The organism is uncultured Nostoc sp., from assembly GCF_964247315.1.
Classification (GTDB): domain Bacteria; phylum Cyanobacteriota; class Cyanobacteriia; order Cyanobacteriales; family Nostocaceae; genus Nostoc.
On record NZ_CAXTTT010000051.1, the window covers coordinates 20931 to 44034 of the forward strand.

The 23104-nt window shown below is 39.6% G+C and carries 21 protein-coding genes; 14 read left to right on the forward strand and 7 right to left on the reverse strand.

The annotated features are described in order from the left end of the window. Positions 1-114: 114 nt before the first annotated feature. Positions 115-1212: a dimethylsulfone monooxygenase SfnG gene (sfnG, locus tag ACFE93_RS16655; protein ID WP_292860314.1), complete on the reverse strand. Its 1098-nt coding sequence runs from the start codon at positions 1210-1212 to the stop codon at positions 115-117. 572 nt (positions 1213-1784) lie between these two features. Here sfnG and ACFE93_RS16660 point away from each other — a divergent pair. Genes ACFE93_RS16660 through ACFE93_RS16670 form a run of 3 tightly spaced genes read left to right on the forward strand, consistent with a single transcriptional unit; the run spans position 1785 to position 5101 of the window. Further along, positions 1785-2834 (forward strand): LLM class flavin-dependent oxidoreductase, encoded by a 1050-nt coding sequence (locus tag ACFE93_RS16660; protein ID WP_375474322.1) that lies wholly within the window; start codon positions 1785-1787, stop codon positions 2832-2834. A 22-nt stretch (positions 2835-2856) separates the two neighbouring features. Continuing rightward, positions 2857-4875 carry a LysR family transcriptional regulator gene (locus ACFE93_RS16665; RefSeq protein ID WP_375474323.1) on the forward strand — a complete coding sequence of 673 codons (2019 nt, stop codon included), beginning with the start codon at positions 2857-2859 and terminating at the stop codon, positions 4873-4875. Between the two features lie 19 nt (positions 4876-4894). Continuing rightward, positions 4895-5101, forward strand: a complete 207-nt coding sequence (locus ACFE93_RS16670) for a hypothetical protein (protein WP_375474324.1) — start codon at positions 4895-4897, stop codon at positions 5099-5101. Here the strand turns inward: ACFE93_RS16670 and ACFE93_RS16675 are convergent. Next, positions 5088-5804: a heme oxygenase (biliverdin-producing) gene (locus ACFE93_RS16675; RefSeq protein WP_375474325.1), complete on the reverse strand. Its 717-nt coding sequence runs from the start codon at positions 5802-5804 to the stop codon at positions 5088-5090. The two genes, ACFE93_RS16670 and ACFE93_RS16675, sit on opposite strands and share 14 nt — an antisense overlap. Before the next feature lie 573 nt (positions 5805-6377). Between ACFE93_RS16675 and glmM the strand changes: the two genes are divergently transcribed. The 6 genes from glmM to hpsP all read left to right on the forward strand — a co-directional run bounded on the left by glmM (position 6378) and on the right by hpsP (position 14590). Next, positions 6378-7850, forward strand: coding sequence for a phosphoglucosamine mutase (glmM, locus tag ACFE93_RS16680; protein WP_375474326.1), 1473 nt, complete (start codon positions 6378-6380; stop codon positions 7848-7850). Positions 7851-8190: 340 nt separating this feature from the next. Then, the gene (locus ACFE93_RS16685) at positions 8191-8967 is read left to right on the forward strand and encodes a glycosyltransferase family 2 protein (RefSeq protein WP_375474327.1); all 777 of its coding nucleotides are present in this window, start codon (positions 8191-8193) and stop codon (positions 8965-8967) included. Positions 8968-9247: 280 nt separating this feature from the next. Next, positions 9248-10903, forward strand: a complete 1656-nt coding sequence (hpsL, locus tag ACFE93_RS16690; RefSeq protein ID WP_375474328.1) for a hormogonium polysaccharide biosynthesis protein HpsL — start codon at positions 9248-9250, stop codon at positions 10901-10903. A gap of 263 nt (positions 10904-11166) precedes the next feature. After that, positions 11167-12147, forward strand: coding sequence for a hormogonium polysaccharide biosynthesis glycosyltransferase HpsN (gene hpsN, locus ACFE93_RS16695; protein WP_375474329.1), 981 nt, complete (start codon positions 11167-11169; stop codon positions 12145-12147). A gap of 52 nt (positions 12148-12199) precedes the next feature. Next, positions 12200-13375 (forward strand): hormogonium polysaccharide biosynthesis glycosyltransferase HpsO, encoded by a 1176-nt coding sequence (gene hpsO, locus ACFE93_RS16700; RefSeq protein WP_375474330.1) that lies wholly within the window; start codon positions 12200-12202, stop codon positions 13373-13375. Between the two features lie 42 nt (positions 13376-13417). Continuing rightward, positions 13418-14590 (forward strand): hormogonium polysaccharide biosynthesis glycosyltransferase HpsP, encoded by a 1173-nt coding sequence (gene hpsP / locus ACFE93_RS16705; RefSeq protein ID WP_375474331.1) that lies wholly within the window; start codon positions 13418-13420, stop codon positions 14588-14590. A 2-nt stretch (positions 14591-14592) separates the two neighbouring features. Here the strand turns inward: hpsP and ACFE93_RS16710 are convergent, their stop codons facing one another. After that, entirely contained in the window at positions 14593-15306 is a 714-nt protein-coding gene (locus tag ACFE93_RS16710) for a hypothetical protein (protein ID WP_375474332.1), read from the reverse strand. 427 nt (positions 15307-15733) lie between these two features. On the opposite strand from ACFE93_RS16710, the gene ACFE93_RS16715 reads away from it, so the two are divergent. Continuing rightward, on the forward strand, positions 15734-16372 hold the full coding sequence (locus tag ACFE93_RS16715) for a peroxiredoxin (protein ID WP_375474333.1): 639 nt from the start codon (positions 15734-15736) through the stop codon (positions 16370-16372). A 115-nt stretch (positions 16373-16487) separates the two neighbouring features. Continuing rightward, entirely contained in the window at positions 16488-17072 is a 585-nt protein-coding gene (locus ACFE93_RS16720; protein ID WP_375474334.1) for a Uma2 family endonuclease, read from the forward strand. A 65-nt stretch (positions 17073-17137) separates the two neighbouring features. On the opposite strand, the gene ACFE93_RS16725 is transcribed toward ACFE93_RS16720, so the two are convergent. Next, on the reverse strand, positions 17138-17836 hold the full coding sequence (locus tag ACFE93_RS16725) for a DUF305 domain-containing protein (RefSeq protein WP_375474335.1): 699 nt from the start codon (positions 17834-17836) through the stop codon (positions 17138-17140). A gap of 239 nt (positions 17837-18075) precedes the next feature. Between ACFE93_RS16725 and ACFE93_RS16730 the strand changes: the two genes are divergently transcribed. Further along, on the forward strand, positions 18076-18933 hold the full coding sequence (locus ACFE93_RS16730) for a sulfurtransferase (protein WP_375474336.1): 858 nt from the start codon (positions 18076-18078) through the stop codon (positions 18931-18933). A gap of 41 nt (positions 18934-18974) precedes the next feature. Here ACFE93_RS16730 and ACFE93_RS16735 read toward each other — a convergent pair whose 3' ends face one another. After that, positions 18975-19166, reverse strand: a complete 192-nt coding sequence (locus tag ACFE93_RS16735; protein ID WP_099099305.1) for a hypothetical protein — start codon at positions 19164-19166, stop codon at positions 18975-18977. Between the two features lie 586 nt (positions 19167-19752). Further along, a complete protein-coding gene (hpf, locus tag ACFE93_RS16740; protein WP_375474337.1) occupies positions 19753-20400 on the reverse strand; it encodes a ribosome hibernation-promoting factor, HPF/YfiA family in 648 nt (215 codons plus the stop codon). Positions 20401-21021: 621 nt separating this feature from the next. Here hpf and lipB point away from each other — a divergent pair. Both lipB and ACFE93_RS16750 read left to right on the forward strand, forming a co-directional pair. After that, positions 21022-21717, forward strand: a complete 696-nt coding sequence (gene lipB, locus ACFE93_RS16745; RefSeq protein ID WP_375474338.1) for a lipoyl(octanoyl) transferase LipB — start codon at positions 21022-21024, stop codon at positions 21715-21717. Between the two features lie 269 nt (positions 21718-21986). Continuing rightward, positions 21987-22187, forward strand: a complete 201-nt coding sequence (locus tag ACFE93_RS16750) for a hypothetical protein (RefSeq protein WP_094348136.1) — start codon at positions 21987-21989, stop codon at positions 22185-22187. A gap of 95 nt (positions 22188-22282) precedes the next feature. On the opposite strand, the gene ACFE93_RS16755 is transcribed toward ACFE93_RS16750, so the two are convergent. Next, on the reverse strand, positions 22283-23047 hold the full coding sequence (locus tag ACFE93_RS16755; RefSeq protein WP_375474339.1) for an amino acid ABC transporter ATP-binding protein: 765 nt from the start codon (positions 23045-23047) through the stop codon (positions 22283-22285). Between the last annotated feature and the right edge of the window lie 57 nt (positions 23048-23104).

A 23104-nucleotide genomic window follows, 5' to 3' on the forward strand; every position in this document is an offset into this window, starting at 1 on the left:
CACTACTATGAGACAGCCTTTGGGTTTTTCTTAGTGCCGTTCGGATATAGCTGTTATCTACAACAGTTTCAATCCACAAAACCCGCTCCTACAGAGTATGTTGCTGTTAATCTTTTACACTCCAACCAACTCATCAGCTGTCCGACGATTAGCTTTAAGTTCGCGCACAATTGGTATTACTGTCTTACCAAATGCTGGTAAATCATCTGTGTAGTGTAAGAAGCCACCGAGAATTAGATCGACTCCCGCTTCATGGAACTGGCGAATCTTTTCAGCTACTTGTTCAGCCGTGCCAATCAAGCCCGATCGGAAGCCATCGTTATACTGTACCAAGTCTTCAAAATTGGAATTCGCCCACATTCCCTGACGTTCACGAGTAGAAGATCCCGCCTGTTTCACCGCTTCGCCAAATCCTTTCACCGCCTCTACATCCGCTTGGGCAATAATATCGCGCAATACTTCATGCGCTTCTGCTTCTGTATCTCGCACGATGATAAAGGAATTCAAACCAAACTTAATTGTGCGTCCTGCTTGACGAGCTAATTCAGACACCTCTGCAATCTGCTCTTTCACGCCTTCTATGGTGTTGCCATTCATGAAATACCAATCAGACACGCGACCAGCCATCCGCCGTGCTGCCTTGGAGTTACCACCTTGGAATATCTCCGGGTGGGGATTCTGATTAATTGGTTTAGGCTTCACCCAACCACCGTTGATGCGATAAAAGTCGCCTTTGAAGTGAAACTCCTCCTCAGTCCACAAACCTTTGAGAACGCGGATAAATTCTTCTGAACGACGATAGCGTTCGTCATGGTCTAACCAATGTTCACCATATATAGTGAATTCATCTTTGAACCAACCGCTAACTACATTCAGAGCAAACCGACCGTTAGAGAGAAAATCAATACTTGCACCCATTTTGGCAACTACTCCCGGATGCCACAATCCAGGGTGAACTGCTGCAATCAATTTCAATTTCTTGGTGACTGGAGCCAAGGCTGACACAGTTGTAAGTGCCTCTAGCTGATATTCAGCGCCATAGCTAGCGATAAATCTGGCTTGTGCTAGAGCATATTCAAATCCAACTTCTTCAGCCGTCTGAGCTAGTTGAGCATTATATTCGTAAGTCCAATCTGTGCGTTGGGGAATTTTACTAACAACTAACCCACCGCTAACGTTGGGAATCCAGTATGCGAACTTAATATCTACCATAATTGTGCGTTTGTAATTGAAATTGCTTGGTTATTTGTCTAAGTTTGCAAGTGAAGTAACAAAATCTAAATTTGTGATCACTAACAAATCAGCTAAAACTTGATAGGGCAAAATTTTAGTCAAAATCGAAAGCTTGAGAGTGGTTGCAAACTACTTTGAGTTTACAAGTAGACAATTCTTTGATGGCAATAATATACCATAACTCGACTGTGCTACCGTAGTTTTTAATGAATCAGACTTTATCACAACAATTTTTCTGATGTCGTGACTCGATATACTTAAATTCCATTTCCATATTCCATTTTGGAATACTGCCCAATTTTCCTGGGTATTTAATTATTTTTTATACCTGCTGGCTATTATCCTGATTCAGTCAGAGCAATCAGGAATCAGGACTCGACAAAGTATCGATACTATTCCAGATCGTGATAAATAAATGCTTCTCATCTGTCATCTGCAACTATACATAGCAGAAATAAATGTGGTAGTGTGAACTATTAAATTACGGTAAAAAGATATAGCTACCGTAGTTTACTGAATGCCTCGTAAAAAAAAGCACAGGAAAAACATTTATGCCACTTCAGTTTGGAATTTGGTCGCCGGTCTGTGGTGGATGGTTGCGGGTTGTCAACCATGAAGCTAATTTATCTACACAAGACTTGGTAAAGCTGGCAGTTCAGGCAGACGAGTTAGGTTATGACTTTTATTACATTCCCGAACATTACTTAAATGCAGTTCATGGGCCTAACTATAATGTCGCTGACGCTTGGATTACAGCAGCTTTAGCAAGTTTGAACACCAAGAATATCAAGATTGTTGCGGCTGTACAACCTGGTTTTAAACTGCCTGCGGTAGTTGCCAATTTGAGTGCAAACATTCAAAATCAGCTTAGTAACGGCAGATTTGCTCTCAGTGGTATTGCAGGTTGGTGGAAGTTAGAAGTAGAAAGCTATGGAGATATCTGGCTACCTCACAGCGATCGCTACGCACGATTAGAAGAGTACATTGATGTAATCAAGGGGCTGTGGACAGTCGAAGGGTTTAATTATGTTGGCAAATACTACACTATTAAGGGTGGTATTCTCGCAGATCGGCCGACACCAACACCACCCATTTTCATTGCTGGTGAATCAGACAGGGCAATTAACCTAGCGGCTCGTCTGGGAGATTATCTATTTATCAACGCTGATGACCCAGAAAAAACGGCAGCATTGGTGCAGAAAGTGAAAAGATTGGCTAGCGATCGCTACGGTCGTCAGATTAAAGTAGCAATGAGTGCGTTTGCGATCGTTGGCGAACATACCGCCCAAGCCCAAGCCAGATTAGAAGCGATTTATCGTTCTGCCGATTGGCAGCAAATCGAGTACTTTCAAGAGCAAATCGATCCTAACGTAGTTGCCCACAACAAACTAGATATTAGTCAAACCATTGAAGCCAATCTCGGTTTATCTGCTCAACTGGTTGGCGATCGCTATACTGTTATTAACCGCCTGAAAGAATACGAAGCCGTTGGCGTTGACTTAATAGTACTGAAATTTGAATCTATGTTGGAAGACACTATTCGCTTCCACAAACTAGTTATTTCCGAATATAGACAGCAGAGTAGCTTAATTACCTTGTAATTAAAAATCTTGCTTACCTAGCATGAATAATATTAAACTCGAAGACATTACCCTAAATCACCTCAAAATCTTAAAAGCAGTAGATGATTGTGGTAGCTTCTCTAAAGCAGCACAGAAACTAGGTTATAGTCAAGCACTAATTAGTAAAAAAGTCAAACAAATAGAGGATTATTTTGGAGTAATTCTCCTAAATCGCTCACCTGGCTCTATCTGCTTGACTAATAAAGGCAGGAAATTGATTTCTCAGACACTTAATCTAGTAGAAACTGTAGAAAATCTGCAAGAAGAATTTCAGGCAACATTTAGCGCTGAGGGCGAAGATTTGATATTGGGGGCTACTAGTTTAATTTTAGAAGTCTGGCTCAAACAATATTTGCAGCGATTTCAGCTTTGTTTTCCAGGTAGAAATTTTAAAGAGATTGCGGTTAAAAATAGCAGATTTTTTTCCAATTCTCAACTCCTAGAAATGGATCTTTTGCTCAACAGTTGCGCTGGATACAAAGAAGAACACCACTGCACTAGATTAAAAACTCATAAAATGCTGTTGGTATCCTTTGGGGCAAGTAAATATCTCAATGAGCATAGCTTAGTTAAAATAAATGATATCGATCTGGCTGATGTTGTACTTTTAGATGAGGTTCATCAGGAACTATCTAAAAATGAATTTTTGATGAACAAATTAAATGGTGTACAGCTACTACATAGCTATCAAGATGTACTAAATTACGCTTCAAAAAATCAAAAGCTAACGATTTTACCTGACTTTTGTCAAGCTGATATAATATCTCAATACCAAGTCCTAACTTTTCCGATTCAAGATGTCAATGAATATGGAATTTATCTTCATGTTCCTCGCTTTAGTGAATTGTTAATATCCGCAGAGAGTTTGGTGAGAAGTTTTAGACTAGATCCGGATAACTTAGAAAGTTTGCCCAACGTAAATCTATTTTTAGGTAGCTGTTCTCCTAAAGAAGAAAATGTTCTTAGGATAGGTATTCAGAGAGATTCCATAGGACAGTTTATTGCTGGATATGGAACTAAGTATATTTCTGATTTACAGAAAACCTCATCACTTGAACAGCCTATTTTCAAAAATATTGAAATTAATCGAGATTTCGAGTTACAAATTCTACCCTTTGCTTCTGGGGAACAAATGAACCGACAGATGAAGCGGGGAGAACTAGATATTTGTATTTTAGATGATATTTCTCTCTTGAATAATGGTAGCCAATTCTTTGATGATTTAAGTTTTGGTTCTAAATTAATTGGGATTGCTTCGTATAATCTTTTGGGTCAAGATATAAATATTGTTTTGCATAAAGATTCTTCTATAAACACTATCCAGGATCTAAAAGGTAAACGAATTTCTACTTTATTTGGTTCAAATGCCCATAGGTTCATCATTACTCTTTTTGACCTCTATGATATGAATGTCAGTAAAGATTGCAGATTAGTGAATGAAGATCCTCGTAAAGCAAGTAAGAGTTTGGCAAATAAAACTATAGATGCTTACGTATGTTGTCACACTTTTGCCTCAATTTTAGAAGCTTATGCTTTTGTCAGAAAGCTGCCTCTATCTCAAACAATTACTTTAAGAATTCCATCAATCAGAGGAATTGTTTGTCGCTCGCAGTTCATTAAAGAAAATCCTAAAATTGTCGTTGCTTATTTACATGATTTAGTGGTTGCTAACTATTGGTTTAATTCATCTCCAATCAAGGCAGCAGATTTATTAACTAAAGTGATTGATGTGAGAACAACTCAAGTAAATCAGTTTTTTAATCCTGTATTTGGGAACCGCATCGATCCAACCCTGAAACCTCAATGGTCTTGGTTACTAAAAACTTTAAATCGCAGGTTAGAAGGGAAATATGGTATTTCACTATTTGATGTAGATTTCTGGATAGATGATTATTTTTTAAGACTTGTCTATAATTTGCTGAATCTAGATTATCACTTTCATCAAGTTTCTTTTGCAAGTGAATTTTCTAGCAGCTATTTTGTTGAGGAACAGTTTAGCCGACACATAAAAGTTCTCTAATGATTCAGGTTTGAGGTAGTTGACTCCTTCAATCATAATTGAGGGGCAATCTCCCCATGCTTGCTTTCACGAATCAAAAGCAGTCACAAGGCTATTGCCCCTAAATATTTTGAGCTGCGATCGCTCTTTCCCCAGAAACACCTATGAATTATCCTTCATCAGGCTATCTGAACTTATGACTCCACACACCATACTCCGCAATCTCAACACGATTACTCAGCAGTGACGAGTTCAGTACTACCGCGTGTACGACGCCGTGTGAGGCTATTATATAGCATTACACCGATCGCCTTGATTAAATTGCCTTCCAATTCTTGGAACAGCTTCATGTTCGTGCCAAAGGCGGCGTTAGCTTCATCAACAATGCGATCGGTTGCCGCCTCGTCAAGGGGTAATTCATCCAAAATTTGCCGATATTTGGCTTTGAATGCCTTCTCATCAGTAATTTCTGGAAACTCATAAAAGGCTGTTCCTTGTCCATCAGACAAATTCATCGCTGTTACAGCAATATTTTTGAGAATTTGTCCCCCGGATAAGTCACCTATGTAACGAGTGTATGAATGGGCGATTAACAATTCCGGTTCTGTAGCAGATATTTCTCGGATGCGCTGTACATAAGCTTCACCCGCCGGAGATAGTTTGATTTGCTCTCTCCAGTTTGCACCAAAGTAATAACTCAGGTCTTGCTCTAGGCTATGCTTGCGATTTAACTGAGGAAAGTTAATTTTAGAAACTATTGGATGCTGGCGGTGCTTTTCCATTTCCTCTTCCATCGCTGAGTAGACGAAATAGAAGTTAGCAACTAGTTTCCGGTAAGAATTTTTTTCCACTACTCCTTTTAAAAAACACTTGACAAAACCTACATTTTCTGCCATCGTGTGGGCTTTTTTAGTGCCTACACGTAATTTGGTTGCTAAATTGCTGCTCATGCTAAATTTCTCAACTTTAAAAAGTTTACTGCCGGAGTTTTAATTCACTAACGGCTAAAAAAGCCATTAAAACGTTACCTTAAAACTATTTGATGAGAATTTATATTAAAATTTTTTAAGCTGCAATGATTTTGTCATTTTTTACACAACAACAAGGTCAAGAGAACATAAATTTAGTTTTTAGTTTTTTAATTTTTTGTTGTTATTAGCTGAATTTTACTTTCATTCTCAGCTTTGCAGAGAATTTTTGTGATACAGTCACAGTAATATTTATTACATAGTTATTGGTTAGTAGCATTGCAATGTGTGAACTAATACAGATAAAAATCAAAACGAAAATTGCTGGCATAAAGGGAATAATTGGCTAAGATGTGGAGACTTTATTAATAACGTAAAAAACAATACTGGCTTTATCAAAGATTTACAATCAAAGAAAGGCAAATTCAGTATTATTACGTAATGATAGCTCGTTCTAAAATGAATTTCTTAAAGAGAAAAAGCATGTCAAAATTGCTGAATAAAGTCTTAAGTGCTATTTATTTTTCAGTGTGATTGTGTGGAGTGTTTAAAAATATGGTTTCATCTATAACTCGGACATCGGGCATTTATGGGGGTTCTACTTCCGAAATTGAGGGATTGGGCAAAGGGATTGAGAGCAGTTTTGGAATGAATTTAATCCCACTACCAGCAAATCCCTTATTTGGTACAGATGGGATTCGCGGACGAGTGGGAGAATTACTGAGTGCCCCTCTTGCATTGCAAGTTGGTTTTTGGACGGGGATTGTTTTACGTAACCATGCGACTCAAGTAGGGCCAGTCATTCTCGGACAGGACTCTAGAAACTCCAGCGATATGCTGGCAATGGCTTTGAGTGCAGGGTTAACAGCAGCAGGGTTAGAAGTCTGGTATTTGGGATTATGCCCCACTCCTGGCGTTGCCTATCTCACCAGCGTCACTGATGCCATTGGCGGAGTGATGATTTCTGCTAGCCACAATCCCCCAGAAGACAATGGGATTAAGGTTTTTGGTGGCAATGGTGGGAAGTTACCGCAAATATTGCAGGCAGAAATAGAAGCGGGACTGCGTGGCAAGCTATCACCAATAACTAGAGTCAGTAATTGCGGACGGCATTACTCACGTTTCGAGTTAGTGGAAGATTATGGTTCGGCGTTGAAAAAACCCTTGAACAGTGCCCTAAATCTTCAGGGAATGAAGATTGTTTTAGACTTGGCGTGGGGAGCCGCAGTTGGATTAGCACCATCAATATTTACACAAATGGGAGCCGAGGTAATCTGCTTGCATAACGAAGCAGATGGCGATCGCATTAATGTTAACTGCGGTTCCACGCACCTAGACATTCTGGCAGCAACGGTACAAGAACACAACGCCGATATCGGCTTTGGCTTCGATGGCGATGCCGATCGCGTCTTAGCAGTAGACAATACAGGCAGGCAAGTTAACGGCGATTACATTCTTTACCTGTGGGGACGGCACTTACAACAAAACCAACAATTGCCAGATAACCTGATTGTATCTACAGTCATGGCCAACTTAGGCTTTGAGAAAGCTTGGCAGCAAATTGGTGGTAACTTAATTCGTACCGCAGTTGGCGACCAATACGTGCAAGCCGAAATGCAGCGTACTGGAGCAATGTTAGGTGGCGAACAATCAGGGCATATTCTTTGCCGTCATTATGCCGTGACTGGGGATGGCTTGTTAACCGCATTACACATAGCATCTTTGGTGAGAGAGGCGGGTGTTCCTTTGAGCGAATTAGTAGATCGAAGCTTCCAAACCTATCCACAATTGTTGCGGAACGTGCGAGTTGTCGATCGCGATCGCCGTTTGGGATGGCAAGATTGCCAACCTGTGCAACAAGCGATCGCTCTTGCTGAAGTTGCAATGGGCGATTCCGGCAGAATTTTGGTTCGCGCTTCTGGCACAGAACCAGTCATCAGAGTAATGGTGGAAGCAGCCAATGCCGAACTCGCTAACTACTGGACACATGAATTAGTTTCGCAAGTTCAGCAGCATCTGATGGACTAAATTAGCTAAAATCTCATCTTTGCTTTAAAAAAACGCCAAGTTTAATTACAGCTTCTACGAATTAACCATCCTTGGTTATGTGTAGAAGCTGTGACATTTTGATTATTCATTAAACCCAAACAATCCCAAAGAGCCAAAGCTATGCTTCATCTCCCCTCACCGTTTGCCGAGAAAGGATTAAGAGGAGCCAGCGCGGTCTTCTCCCTTGGCGTGTGGGGTGCAATGACTGTGGGAATCACAACTCAATTATGCGAACATTATATGAATTCAGTCTTAGCGTCAGTCAGAACGTGGTATTATTTACTCCGAGATTCCTAGCTATTTATTCTGATAAAATACAGTGCTTGTTTTTGTGATCCCACTCAAAAGTGCAAAAGTTTCCAATTCCTGGGAACGTGTTACACAATTATTTGAAAGATGCATTAAATCAGTTTGCAATCAAACCTCACCTAACTTTCATGTTATTGTTGTTTGTCACGAAAAGCCCAAAATAGAATTCACTCATCCTCAAATCACATACATTACAGTTGATTTTTCCCATCCAAACGAGCCTACCCCTGAAGCCAAAGGAGACACAGATAAAGGGCGTAAAATTTTAAAAGGATTGGTTTATGCTCGTCAATTTTCTCCCACTCACACTATGACAGTTGATGCTGACGATTGTGTGAGTGAAAAGTTAGCCAAATTTGTTCAACAACATCCTGATTCTAATGGATGGTTTATAAATAAAGGTTATAAATATCAAGAAGGCAGTAATTACATATATATCAAGAGAAGCAATTTTTATAAAATGTGCGGTACTTGTAATATTCTTCGATATGATTTGAATGATTTGCCAGAAACCGCAGAATATAATCGTGGCTATGGATACTATAGATATTATATAGACCACGCTAAAGTTAGAGACATTTTAAAGAGCAAAGGAAAATCAATCAAATCGTTACCATTTCCAGGTGCGGTTTATATTTTAGCAACAGGAGAAAATCTTTTTAAAAATTCAACAAGATTAAGATTTAGCATTTTTAATCGCAAATCATTAAATCAATCACTTAGAGACGAATTCGGATTATACAAGCTACAGCAATCCCAAGAGATTTATCAACTCTCAGAATTGTAAATTGTTTTTGAAAAATTATAATAATTAGTCTTTTAGGACTTATATTTGATTTTTGAATAGAACTCCGTACACTTTTATTTCTTGTTCTCTGTTCTCTCCCTACGCAAGTAATTTCAGAAATCAAATCGGATTGCTATATATGGCGTGTTAGCGGAGTGTAACGCACCAACAACTTGAAATTGTACCGTAGTTTCAACGCTAACAGACCCTACGTGTCAAAATCAAATATTAGTCCTATATAATGGAGTATTTTGCGAGGCTGATAGGCTACAGTGCCACTATGCCAAAATTCAAATCAAAATCTCAGCAATCTAAAAAATCGAAAAAGCAGGCTAAAAAGGAAACTTCTACCCTTAGCCTCAAAGAACAGTTAGCCCAAAAGCGCAAATCTGCCCAAGTACGTAAAGAACTCACTAGCTTACTCATTACCGCCACTTTTGCTAGTGTCTTGGTTGGCATTCTACTTTTTTTCGTAGCTGGAATTAAAGCAGCAGTCCCTGGTGTGTTAGGGATAATAGTCATTTCCCTTTCCTACAAATATCCGCGCCAAGCTTTATATGCCTTCATCATTTACATACCTGTGGGAGGTACTGTCACCTACTACTTGGGCAATAGTCCCATACTCCAATTAGCTAAAGATGCTTTTTACGTCCCAGCGCTAATTGGACTTTGGCAGACTTGCCGTAGACAGGGGCTACCCTTAATTATTCCCAAAGGCATTAAAATCCCACTTTATATTGTTTTGGCTTGCAGTCTGCTAACACTATTGTTTGTCAATGGTGGACAGCAATTTAACCCGCCTAGTGCGGGACTATTAGAAAAAACACGCCAAGAAATACCATTAGGCATGGGAATTCTGGGACTAAAAGTATTTTTAGGCTATGTCCCCCTGATTGGTTGTGCCTACTATCTAATTCGCGATAAGCGGGATTTTCTATTTTTATTGCGCCTCCAAATTGTCCTTACACTGATTTGCTGCGCGCTGGGATTTATTCAATATTTTTTACTACTAACTGGTGTGTGTCAAGGCACTAGAGGTCTGGAAGGAGATGCCTTATTTAGAGCAACACTCGAAGCTCGGTGTTATTTTGGTGGAGCGCTAGTATATAGTCCCGAAGAAGGGATTATTCGCCTACCAGGGACATTTGTAGCTCCTTGGCAGTGGGCATGGTTCTTAATTTCTAGCACCTTTTTTACTTTTGCCACCGGCTTCAACGATCCCTCCCCAATATGGCGGATAATCGGTTTAGCTTCTTTAGTGGGAGTCTTTATCGATGCTGTAATCTCTGGACAGAGAATCGCCTTAGCTTTAGTACCAATCTGCTTCGGGATTTTGCTATTACTCACCGGACAACTTGGCAACCTGAAACGATTTATCCCGATAGGCGTGGGACTTGCCTTCATTCTGGGAATTGCGATGGTGACTAACCCTGCTGTCGTACAAGAGAGAACCGATAGTTTTGCCAGTCGTTGGAACGCTTCACCACCTCAAGATTTTATCATCCAGCAATTTGAAGAAAATTGGAAAAACGTAGACGGCCCATTAGGAAGCGGCTTAGGACGAGCAACCAATTCTGCCCGTGTGATGGGTGAAACTAAGCTTGTAGAAACCTATTACCCCAAAGTACTTTATGAAGTGGGAATTTTTGGATTATTAGCGTTTCTGGGTTTGGTAACAACTTTAACAATTCTTGGCTTTAAAACCTATCGCTCCATAAAGAACCGTAATTTCCGCAGTTCCGGAGCAGCTTTGTGGGTGTTTATATTGTTTATTAGTTACAACACTTACTATTATCCTCTGGATGTCGATCCTGTTGCTGCCTATTATTGGTTTTTTGCAGGAGTTCTTTTTAAGTTGCCAGAATTGGAGAAACAAGATAAGGAAGATGCCAACCCTCAACAAAAAAATAAGAAAAAACGTCTAAAAACAATTTAAATGAAATAAAAATGCCCAAAGATATGATTAGAGGTCAATAATACCTCAGTATTTCAAACTTACCTCGAAATTCTCGCTATATACTTATTCTTCGATGATACTTATTGATGAGTAAGCAATTTTGTAGTCATGGAGAGAGCGAGGTTTTCCAGAAGCCGTGAAAATACAGTGTGTAAATTAAAGCAATAGCCACTTACTGAATTTCATGAAAATTAATTTTTACAAGGCTATTATAGAAGTAGTAAAATTACTTAATAAAAATTATGAATAATTGGCCATTAGTTACTGTAGTTATCGCAACCTACGGACGAGAAGAAGCGCTACGCGATAGCATTGTGGATGTCTTAAAACAAGACTATCCAAATTTTGAAGTTTTAATTGTAGACCAAACTCCAAAACACCAACCAGAAATTCAAGCCTACCTAGAAGAGATGGCAAAAGCAGGTAAAATTAAATGGTTGCACTTGAATTGGGCAAGTTTGCCAGGGGCGCGGAATTATGCTGTCCGGCGGTCATCTGGTGAAATAATATTGTTTATTGATGATGATGTTCAGTTAACCCCTGGATTGTTAACAGCCCATGCGAAAAATTATGTGCAAAACCCAGAGGTGGGGGCTGTCGCCGGTCGGGTTTTTGACAGAATGAAATTAGGTGATTCTAGAGGAGATTTAGAGATTGAATATCTGCCTCCCGAAGCTATGGACCCAGGAATTGCTTGGTATCATATTGATTTAGTACATACTATCAAACCCCAACAAGTACTGACAGCGAGGGGTTGCAATATGTCATTTCGCCGCGAAATTTTTACTAAGTATGGATTGAGGTTTGATGAGAGATTTGGTGGGAGTGCAGTACGCGAAGAGTCAGATTTTTGTTTGCGGTTGCGACAAACGGGGTATAAAATTTGGTACGACCCAGAGGCCCATTTAGTACATTTAGGCGAAGAAACAGGAGGTTGTCATGATATTAGTATGCGATCGCTAAAATATCAGCTCACCTTCTACCACAACCATTTTTTACTGGGGCTGAAAAACCTGACTGTGACTCAAGCTTTGCGCTTATATGGTCGTTTATTTGACTGTCACGTTCTCGGACGCCCACCTTGTCATAAAAGCGGTTCCCCCATCAAAATTGCCACTCGCGCTATTTTTTACACTTTGGGTTTTTTCAAAGCCTTGGGTACTGTCATCCAATCACTATGGAACGATGGTCAAATTTACAGTCGATTGGATGAACAAGTTTAGGCATTAGTCATTTGTCATTGGTCATTAGTCATTAGTGAATAACAAAGGATAGATGAAAATCTTAGTTGCTAGTCACACTTATATCGTAGACCTCAACTGTGAAAAATTACGCGCTTTATCTCAACTAGAACCTGACATTGAAGTTACAGTTGTAGTCCCAAAGCGCTGGAAACCCGGCGGCGTGCAAAACAGAATTATTAAAACTGAATACCGTGATGAAGGCAGATTCAGAATAGTACCAGTTTCTAATTTTAGTCAAAATCATCAGGGACTCCTTACCTTTGGTGCTGATTTGATATCTTTATTAAAACAATTTCGCCCCCAAATCATCCAAGTAGAACAAGGGTCTAGAGCCTTGGCTTATACTCAAATGATTGCCTTAAATCAGCTATTAGGACTCAAGGCAAAAAATGTATTTTTTACCTGGTGGAATCTTCCTTATGAACTGAAACTACCAATTTCTTTATTAGAAAAGTATAACCTCAACCACAGTCACGGCATTATTTCTGGCAATCAAGATGGAGCAGAAGTTTTGCGACAACGAGGATATAAAGGGGCAATTAAAGTCATGCCCCAACTGGGTGTAGATGAAAGTTTATTTACTCCCAAAAACCAGCCAGAGTTAGCAGCTAAGTTTGGCATTAAAAAAGATGATTTTGTAGTAGGTTTTGTGGGGCGATTTGTGCAAGAGAAGGGTTTGTTAACGCTTTTGCAAGCCTTAGTAACTTTGAAAAATAAACCTTGGAAATTACTGTTATTGGGACGGGGAGAGTTGCAAAGTAAATTAATCAAGATTGCGGCAGAAAACAATATTAAAGAACGGTTAATTTTGATAGAAAGTGTTCCCCATGATGAGGTTTCAAGCTATATTAACTTAATGAGTACTTTAGTATTACCTTCAGAAACAACTTACAAGTTTAAAACCTTAACTTCTGCTGGCTGGAAAGAACAATTTGGTCATGTGCTAATTGAAGCTATGGCTTGCCAAGTTCCCGTGATTGGTTCTGATTCTGGGGAAATTCCCTATGTAATTGGTGAGGCTGGTTTAGTATTTCCTGAAGGTGATGCTCAAGCTCTTGCTAATTGCTTAGTTCAATTAATGGATAAACCAGATTTTGCTCATAATCTCGGTAAAATGGGTTATCAAAAAGCAATGGTTCAATATACAAATAAAGCTTTGGCTAAACAGCAATTAGAGTTTTATCAAGAGTTAATCATTAGTGAATAACAAAGGACAAATGACGAAAGACAAAGGACAAATGACAAAAAAATGAAAATATTACAAATTGTACCCTCAATTTCTCTAATTTACGGTGGGCCTAGTCAAATGGTATTAGGATTAGCTCCAGCCTTAGTAAAAGAGGGAGTAGAAGTTACAATTCTCACAACTGATAGTAATGGTGATAATGGTCAAACACCTCTGGATGTCCCTTTAAATCGCCCAATTAAACAAGATGGCTATGAAATAATTTACTTTCGTTGTGCCCCATTTCGTCGCTACAAATTTTCCCTAGATTTATTAAACTGGCTAAAACGTCATGCTCACGAGTTTGACATAGCACATATTCATGCTTTATTCTCACCAATAATTAGTGCTGCTGCTCTTGTCTGTCGTCAGCAAAAACTACCTTATATTTTCCGTCCTTTGGGTACTCTCGATCCGGCTGATTTGCAGAAGAAAAAGCAATTAAAACAGCTTTATGTTGCAATTATAGAACGTCAAAATTTAGCTAGTGCCGCAGCAATTCATTTTACCAGCGACCAAGAAGCTAAAATATCAGAACGATTTGGAGTATCTACACCAGATTTGGTGATTCCCTTGGGTGTGATTCCCCGTCAATCTTCTCTTAAAAATGTATGTAGTCAGTTAGAAATACCAAAGGATGTACCGTTAGTGCTGTTTATGTCACGAATTGACCCGAAAAAGGGATTAAATTTGTTGATTCCAGCGCTAGAGAAGCTGTTAGCGCTTGGTTATAAGTTTCATTTTGTCTTAGCTGGTACTAATCCCCAAGAACCAGATTACGAACAAAAGATAATATCCCAAATTCAAAATTCACCATTGCGATCGCACGCTACAATTACTGGCTTTGTCACTGGCGAACTCAAAGTTAGTTTACTACAAGCTGCTGATTTATTTGTCTTGCCTTCCTACTACGAAAATTTTGGGATTGCTGTAGCTGAAGCGATGGTAGCAGGTGTACCCGTAGTCATTTCTGACCAAGTGCATATTTGTCAACAGATACGTGATAGTGAGTCGGGTTGGGTAGGCGCAACAGATGTTCAAGCACTGGTAGAGTTACTGCAAGAAGCTTTGCAAAATCCCGCAGATCGCCAACGCCGGGGATTAAACGCCCAAAAGTATGCCTTGGAAAATTTTAGCTGGGATGCGATCGCCAAGCAAACAATCCAAGCCTACCATAAAATTCTGGCAAATAAATGAATTTAACCCAACGCAGACAACAGCAATTTCTGCCAAATAGGCGCTAAAACTGCTTTGACAACAATATCCGCAATCACAAAACCAATCCCAATCAACATATAAGTTTTCGGAAAGGGAGATTTAGGAACTTCACCTCTGATGCGAGTTACTAGATTTAATCCTAAAGCAGCTAAAGCTACTCCAGTGGCGATAAACCCGATTATCCGCAAAATTGACCACGGATACCACCCTAAGATAGCTGCAAGCCAGGGTTTAGCACTAACTTTCACTAATTCTGCAACATAAAAATTCATGTAGTTCAGCATCCAAGTGCCGAATATTAATGCCATACTACTTAAAGTGACAACGCAGAGAATACAAAAAATACCATAGTGCAATAAATGGTCTGGTAAAAATAAACTCAGTGTTCCTTCTGAACCTTCTCCCGTGCGAATCCAGTGCAACATCTCTGTAGTGTATGACTGTCCACGGAGAATAACTTTTGCTGCTGTTTCTGGTACGATCGCTGTTGCTATAATTACGGCAATACTCTGCAAAACTCCCCACAGTAACATCCACCAAAAAGCACTTTTATATTGTTGACGACGTACTTGTAAAAAGAAAATGGAATAAGGGACAGCAGCACCTAAAATTGGCATCAACTGGGGAACTCCAAAAACAAAACTCGCAGTTGTGCTGAGGATAACACCAATCACTAAAAAGGTTACTATCATCATAAGTAATTCAAAAATAAGAAATATTTTGTAGTCTTTATTCTCAATACTTGCGTTATAAAATTGATTTTTAACAGTTTAGAAACTTCTCAAAATATTGTATCTATGCTAAAAAAGTTTCTCGTAATTCTGCAATAATGTGGAAATGTTGCAACTCAATAAGCCTAGACCTGCAATAGCTTGTAGTCATCTATTGCCCTGATATTTACAATCCTCTATGTAAATAAAAATCTGTATGGAAAACATATTAAATTGAGGCATATAGGTGTACTTTAGTCAATAGCTTTTACCTCTCTTTCTTCCTTTATCTGAGAGCGTTAACAACCTAAAATTTTGTTTCAAACTGCTAAAGTCCGATTGGGAAATAGGGGTTTTATGTCATGATGGCATACTAGAATATATATGCCTTTCTAACTACAGGGAATCTCTCATGGCTCTCCGTCTAGGTGACACAGTACCCAACTTTACGCAAGCCTCAACACACGGCGACATCGATTTTTACCAATGGGCAGGTGACAGCTGGGTTGTGCTGTTCTCTCACCCTGCTGATTTTACACCTGTTTGTACAACAGAACTTGGCACAGTTGCCAAGCTCAAACCAGAATTTGACAAGCGCAATGTCAAAGCGATCGCACTCAGCGTTGATGACGTAGAATCCCATAAAGGCTGGGTGGGAGACATTGAAGAAACTCAAAGCACCACTCTTAACTATCCAATTTTGGCAGATGCAGATCGTAAGGTTGCTGACCTTTACGATATGATCCACCCCAATGCGAATGCGGCTGTGACAGTGCGATCGGTTTTCGTGATTGACCCCAATAAGAAACTCCGTCTCACTTTCACCTATCCTCCCAGTACGGGACGCAACTTTGATGAACTTTTGCGGGTGATTGATTCTCTGCAATTGACTGATAACTACAGCGTGGCGACACCAGCTGACTGGAAAGATGGAGAGGATGTTGTAATTGTCCCCTCACTCAAAGATCCAGAAGTACTAAAACAGAAATTCCCCAAAGGCTATGAGGAAGTTAAACCTTATCTGCGGGTAACTCCTCAGCCTAACAAGTAAATCTGAAAATGATTTCGGATAAAAAAGCAAAGACGCCAAGATATAACTTTGCGTCTTTGTTTTTTGCGTGAGAATATAGTCAGTGGGCTAGCATCCGAACCTGGAGGAAATCCCTATGTTCTCATCTCCTTTAGTTTTGCAAATTCCGTCATCAATGCAAATGACAGACGAACAATTTTTTGAATTCTGTCAGGTGAATCGTGACTTACGCATTGAGCGGAATAAATTTGGAGAATTGGTAATCATGCCTCCTACTGGTTCAGAGACAGGAAATCGAGAAGGTAACATATTTGGGCAGCTGTGGGTTTGGTCGGAACAAGATGGTACAGGTATAACTTTTAGCTCTAGTACCGGATTTAAGCTATCAACAGGTGCAGAACGCTCTCCAGATGCTTCCTGGATTAAATTAGAACGGTGGAATGCTCTATCTCCAAAACAACAAGAAAAGTTTGCTCCCATTTGTCCAGATTTTGTAGTCGAACTCAAATCTCCCAGCGACAACCTCCAGACTTTGAAGGAAAAAATGGAGGAATATATGAACGAGCCAGGAATACAGTTAGGCTGGTTGATCGACCGTAAGCAGCGTAAAGTGTATATTTATCGTCCTGGATTGCCAGAAGAATGTTTAGATGATCCTGTTAATGTAAGTGGCGAATTAGTATTGCCTGGGTTTATTTTGAATATGAATAAAGTGTGGTAAGAAAGTTTTATTTAAATTCAGGTCCAACAGCCAGCTAGCTGTTGGCGTTTGACAGGTTCAACAGTTTACTTGTTGTACCAAGCTTTTCGCCACTGTTGCATTTGTTTAATCTCTACATCTTGGGCTTTAACAATTTCTTGGGCTAATTTCTTGATTTCAGGGCGCTTAGACTTAGTTAAGGCATCTTTTGCCATTGTTACAGCTCCTTCGTGGTGAGGAATCATCGCATTGATAAAGCGTAAATCAAATTCAGCATCGGCTGCACCTAAGTCTTGACTCATCATCATACCTTTCATTTGGTCAGACGACATCTCCATCGTATGACCCATTTGGCTGTTATAAGCCATTGGTTTATCTCCCGCCTTGGCATACCAAGCTTGTCGCCACTGCTTCATCTGAGTGATTTCTTGGTTTTGCGATTTGATAATATTGTCTGCTAGTTTTTTGATTTCAGGACGTTTTGATTTCACCTGCGCAACATTCGCCATTTCCACAGCCCCTTGATGGTGCGGTATCATAGCGTCGATAAATCGTAAATCAAAATTAGCATCGGCTGGGCCTAAATCCATTCCCATGCTGTGATTCATCATGTCACCATCGTGATTCATCATCTGCTTGTCATTAGTATTGGTGGCGGTTTCCTTTGGCGTTTGGCTTTGGTTCTGGGAAGCAGTACTAGTACAGCCTGTAATTAATCCACCGCTTGAAGCGATCGCAGTAAAAGTTAACGCCAAAAAACCATTCCTTAAAAATAGCAGTTGCATAAATCTTACCTAATAGTTTTCTAATTCTAACGATTTGACAATCTCATGAAATTAAAGTGTTGTTAATGAACTTTGGTGAGAGTAATTTATTTAGAATTCTGACTTTTTACTTAAAAATAACACAGCCGTAAAAGTTATTTCATAACATTTAACATTTATTTTTCTGTAATTTGCATTCCAAAATGCGAATCTACCAAGAGCGATAATGCCTAATAGCACGATAACAGAAGCATGAAAGCGTGAATACAAAACTCCTCATTTCCCCTCAAGAAGTCACGTCACTGTTAGCAGAAAAATCATCAAATACTGTCATTATCGATACGCGAAGTCAAGAAGATTATGCTATTTCTCATATTTCTGAATCCATAAATATTAGAGATTTTTTCACCTATCTTTTAGAGAATTCCTCCCCAGCAGGATTAAAGGAATTGCAAGAGTATTTTGCAGAAATTATGAGCAGGGTAGGAATATCTGGTGCAGAACAGTTAATCGTTTATGAAGATGCTTTAAATAAAGGTTATGGTCAATCTTGTCGAGCAGCTTTTTTACTGAAATATTTGGGTTGCGCTCAGGTATCTATTTTACACGGAGGATATAGAGCATGGCTCAAGGCAGGATTACTTACTACCGATGAAGTACCGCAGCGTGAAAGCAGTATATTTAGATTGCATCCCAACGCTGACATGATGGTGACTACCACCGAGATGTTGCAAGCAATTGACAATCCAGCAATTATTAAATTAGATGTGCGCGATCGCAACGAATGGCTTGGGTTGAGTTCTTCTCCTTACCATCCTGATTTTTGTCCTCGCAAAGGTAGAATCCCTAATGCAGTATGGTTAGAATGGCATCATCTAATGAATTCTGAATCGGAAATTCCCACCTTCCGATCGCCTGATGAAATCCGAGAAATTTGTCAGTCAGTAGGTATTACTTCCGAGTCCATTGTGTATATTTACTGCTTTAAGGGTTCAAGGGCTGCGAATACATTAATAGCACTTGAAGAGGCGGGAATTTCTGCTAGAAATTATTTTGGCTCTTGGAATGAATGGTCTCGTGATTTTGCACTACCAATTGATAGCAGAGTCAGGCAATGAGTGTATCAAGCAATACGCTTAGGTTAAGAATAATAGTAGATTCAAACATCAACATTTATTTGTTCTATCTGTCTAGCAGCTTTATCCCAAAGCTTTGCTGAAGTCTCATCTTGCCAATGAGTTCTTAGATTTTCCGCTTTTTTGTGACATATTCGCTCTAACATTTCTAATATTGCAGATAATGTCAATTTATTAATTAATGATTCTAAAATTTCCATATATTCTTTTTGCATGATATTTTGCTCCTTAACGTCATCTGATATATGTTGACAAAACACACTTATTCTTAAATAAGATATTAAGATTAGTTGCAAAGTAGGACTAATATCCTACCAGCTTTTATACGCAGTTTAACCTATTTTGAATACTCAATTTTGAGAATTGATTTTTGATAGATTAAAAAACTGCTGTAAAAATAGGATTGGATAACTAAAAAGTATAAATTGTAATGCGATGGGCTATATTTTACCGGAGGCGATCGCAATTGGTTACGTAATGAGTTGCGTAGTGATGATGGCATTGCAGCTATCAAAGGTGAAATCCATTGCTGTCCACCAACTTACCCCCGAACTTACTGAAGCGTTGGCAAATACTGATTTGGCAGTCGGTACAACACAAAAATCTGATGTCTACTTCCAAGCTAGAGAAACTGTCAATCCTTACTATCTAGCTTGTGCAGACATCACCCAGAAAGTTATGGATGAACAGTTTGTGAAATCAGGGAATAGTTACAAGAGGCAGAGGTGCAGAGGGGAAAGAACTTGGTATTTGAACTCTCCCCTGCTCCCCTGCTCACCTCATTTGCTTATTCCCCAGTCCCTATTTACTCGAATGCGACTTTTCTGGCATGACTATATTAGTGTGGCTTGCCTTGCCATTTTTGCCGTTAATATTTCCGTTACCATTGCGGGGATGGATAACACCATAACCGCCGTGGTTACGTTCGTAAATTACATTAATCTCTCCTGTTTCAGAATTGTGGAACATATAAAAGTCGTGTCCCACGAGTTGCAGTTGTTCTAGGGCTTCTGCAACTGTCATCGGCGGCATGGAAAAATATTTAGTGCGGACGACTTCGTTGGGCAATTCGGGGGTGCGATCGCCAATTAAATCTGTTACTATCGACTCTGGAATAACTACTTCTGTTGGTTGAGCATGAGTTTTGTGGTCTTGACGCCGTTCTTTATATTTCCGCAGTTGACGGGCAATTTTATCTGCAACTAAGTCAATGCTGGCATATAGACTTTCGCTGCTTTCCTCGGCACGAATCACGCTACCATTAGCATAAATAGTTACTTCAGCCGCTTGTCTTGGATTAATTCGGGGATTCCGAGCGACGCTCAGATGCACATCCACTTCATTTGTAATGCTTTGAAAGTGATTAACTGCTTTTTCAATTTTTTGATGTACATACTCACGAATCGCATCGGTGATTTCAATATTTTTGCCGTGGATGACAAGCTTCATGTAATACTCTCCCACTGAATATTTTGGATGTGTGAATTTGCTTTGTATGAAAAGAAATTGCGGTAAGCTTTATTACTCCCGCCAAAACAAATTGTGAACTATATTGTATCTACTGCTGTTAAGCCGTCTCTTAGCTTATTGCATCTGAAGAATCATCAAGTATATTCTTGATTTACCTCCTCATCTCTGCGCCGATGTCTAATTGTATATCCAATTAGCACTCAAGAGTTGAGGAAATCTAATTGTAGCTCCTATGACTACCTTTTCCTTTAAAGGAATGCGTACAGAACTGTTGATATTTGCTCCTTCTGTGTTCAATTGAGGTTTGCTTGCTGTTGTTCACAAATACAAGGCTTTGTGGAAGTTTGATTCTGTTTGAAATGCAAACAATGGTATTAAAGTCATTAGCCAGTACATTCTTCCTTATTGTCTTGGCATAATGCTTATTGCAGAGAATTCCTCCTAAAACCTATTGAGGTTATCTATTCAAGCTAGCACTTTGTATTTTCTTATGCATGTTCCCTTGACTTTCCTTTAAAATCCTTTGCAAAGCTTGACAATTTTTGATTCTAATTCTGTAACTTGAAATATATTTAGTTCTTTATACGGTTGAATTTTGGCATGATCCATAGTAACAATAAACCACATAAAAACATTTGTTTGCTATATAACCAAGGATTAATGCCTTACTTGGAAGCTCATGGATGGCAGCGATCGCTCCTCACTGAGCGCATCCACGACCCCAGTCTAGATGATGTGTTAATTTTGCTAGAACATCCACCTGTCTACACTCTGGGACAAGGAAGCAACTCAGATTTTATCAAATTTGAGATTGACAAAGGTGAATACGATGTGCATCGAGTTGAACGAGGCGGCGAGGTTACTTACCATTGTCCCGGTCAACTGGTGGGCTATCCAATTTTAAATCTGCAACGTTATCGTAAAGACCTCCATTGGTACTTACGGCAACTCGAAGAAGTGATAATTCGCGTATTGGCAATTTATGGATTGCAAGGAGAAAGAATTCCGGCTTTTACTGGCGTTTGGTTGCAAGGGCGAAAAGTTGCAGCTATTGGTATTAAAGTCAGCCGTTGGATTACTATGCATGGCTTTGCGTTAAATGTTTGTCCAGACATGACAGGCTTTGAGCGCATTGTACCCTGTGGTATTTCTGATAAACCTGTAGGCAGTTTAGCCGAATGGATTCCAGGTATCACCTGCCAAGAAGTGCGTTTTTACATAGCACAATCTTTTGCGGAAGTCTTTGGCGTGGAATTAGTAGAATCTCAGCCTCAAGGATTTTTCCTGTCTGAGTAAATTCAGCTTGTAATATGTAATAAATACTATAGCAGTCCTACTTAAATTGTGAGACACTTACTTATGAGAGTAGTCCATATCTAATAGTATCAAAATAACTATTTAATACCCATTTGAAAAAAGAATGCGAGCGATACAAACCTGAAAAGCCAGATTAAATCAGACTTTTTGAGTTTTGAATTGGTATAACTGCGGTTGTCAAAGCTAAAATCTGATTATTTTTAAATTTCCATACTAACTTTTTACAGCTGTCAAGCACAACTTTGCGCGTGAATTACTCAAATAATCTCCAGGTATATGCCCCATCGATAACGTCTCTGAGAGAACGTGATTGGACAGCTTTGATAGAACTATTTGATAGAGACGATGGTGATGAAATTGAAGCCGACATCAGCGGTAGTTTGTTTTGGCTAATACCTGAACCTTGTTGGGAAGATGATCCCTTTGATTTCTTGCGCGAGTACCTTTAAAGAGTGCTGAGTGATGTTAGTGGTAGCGGGGCGTTTAACCCGTGATGAGTAGTGAGTGAGGAGTTTAAAGGAAGTCTTTAATTACGAATTACGAATTACGAATTACGAATTATTTGAAGGCGACTTAGGAAAATACGTAGGCGATCGCTTTGGGGATTGGTCAGCACTTCATAGGCTGGGCCTTGTTCTGTCACAATACCTTTGTCTAAAAATATCACTTGATGGGCTACTTCCCGCGCAAATTGCATTTCATGGGTGACAACTACCATTGTCATCCCTTCTGTGGCTAATTGCTGCATCACTTGCAGAACTTCACCGACGAGTTCGGGATCTAGAGCGCTGGTGGGTTCGTCAAATAGCATAATTTGGGGATTCATACATAAACTACGAGCGATCGCAACTCGTTGCTTTTGTCCGCCAGAAAGTTGTTCGGGATAAGCAGAGGCTTTGTCAGATAAGCCAACTTTTTCTAAATATAATCTCGCTAGTTGGGCGCTTTCTTTTGGTGTTTTACCCAAGACTTTACGCGGTGCAAGTGTCATATTTTCTAAGACGCTGAGATGGGGAAACAGGTTGAACTGTTGAAAAACCATGCCTACTTGTGTTCGTAGTTGTCGCAGTTGGCTATAGTTGACAGTGGGTCGGGATAAGTTAATTCCGTTGATGATTAAACGCCCTTTGTCAATGGTTTCTAGGCGGTTGAAGCAGCGTAGTAGGGTACTTTTACCACAGCCGGAGGAACCGATAACTGCAACGACTTCTCCCCGGTTGATTTCGCCGGTGATTCCTTTGAGAACTTTCAGGGAACCAAAATTTTTTTCGATACTGTCAAAAATAATCGCGGGGATGGTATTGTTCATTACTTATGTCAAGCTGCTCTAAAGTTGATTGTAAGGTTTTCAGGCTACCGCAGAGGC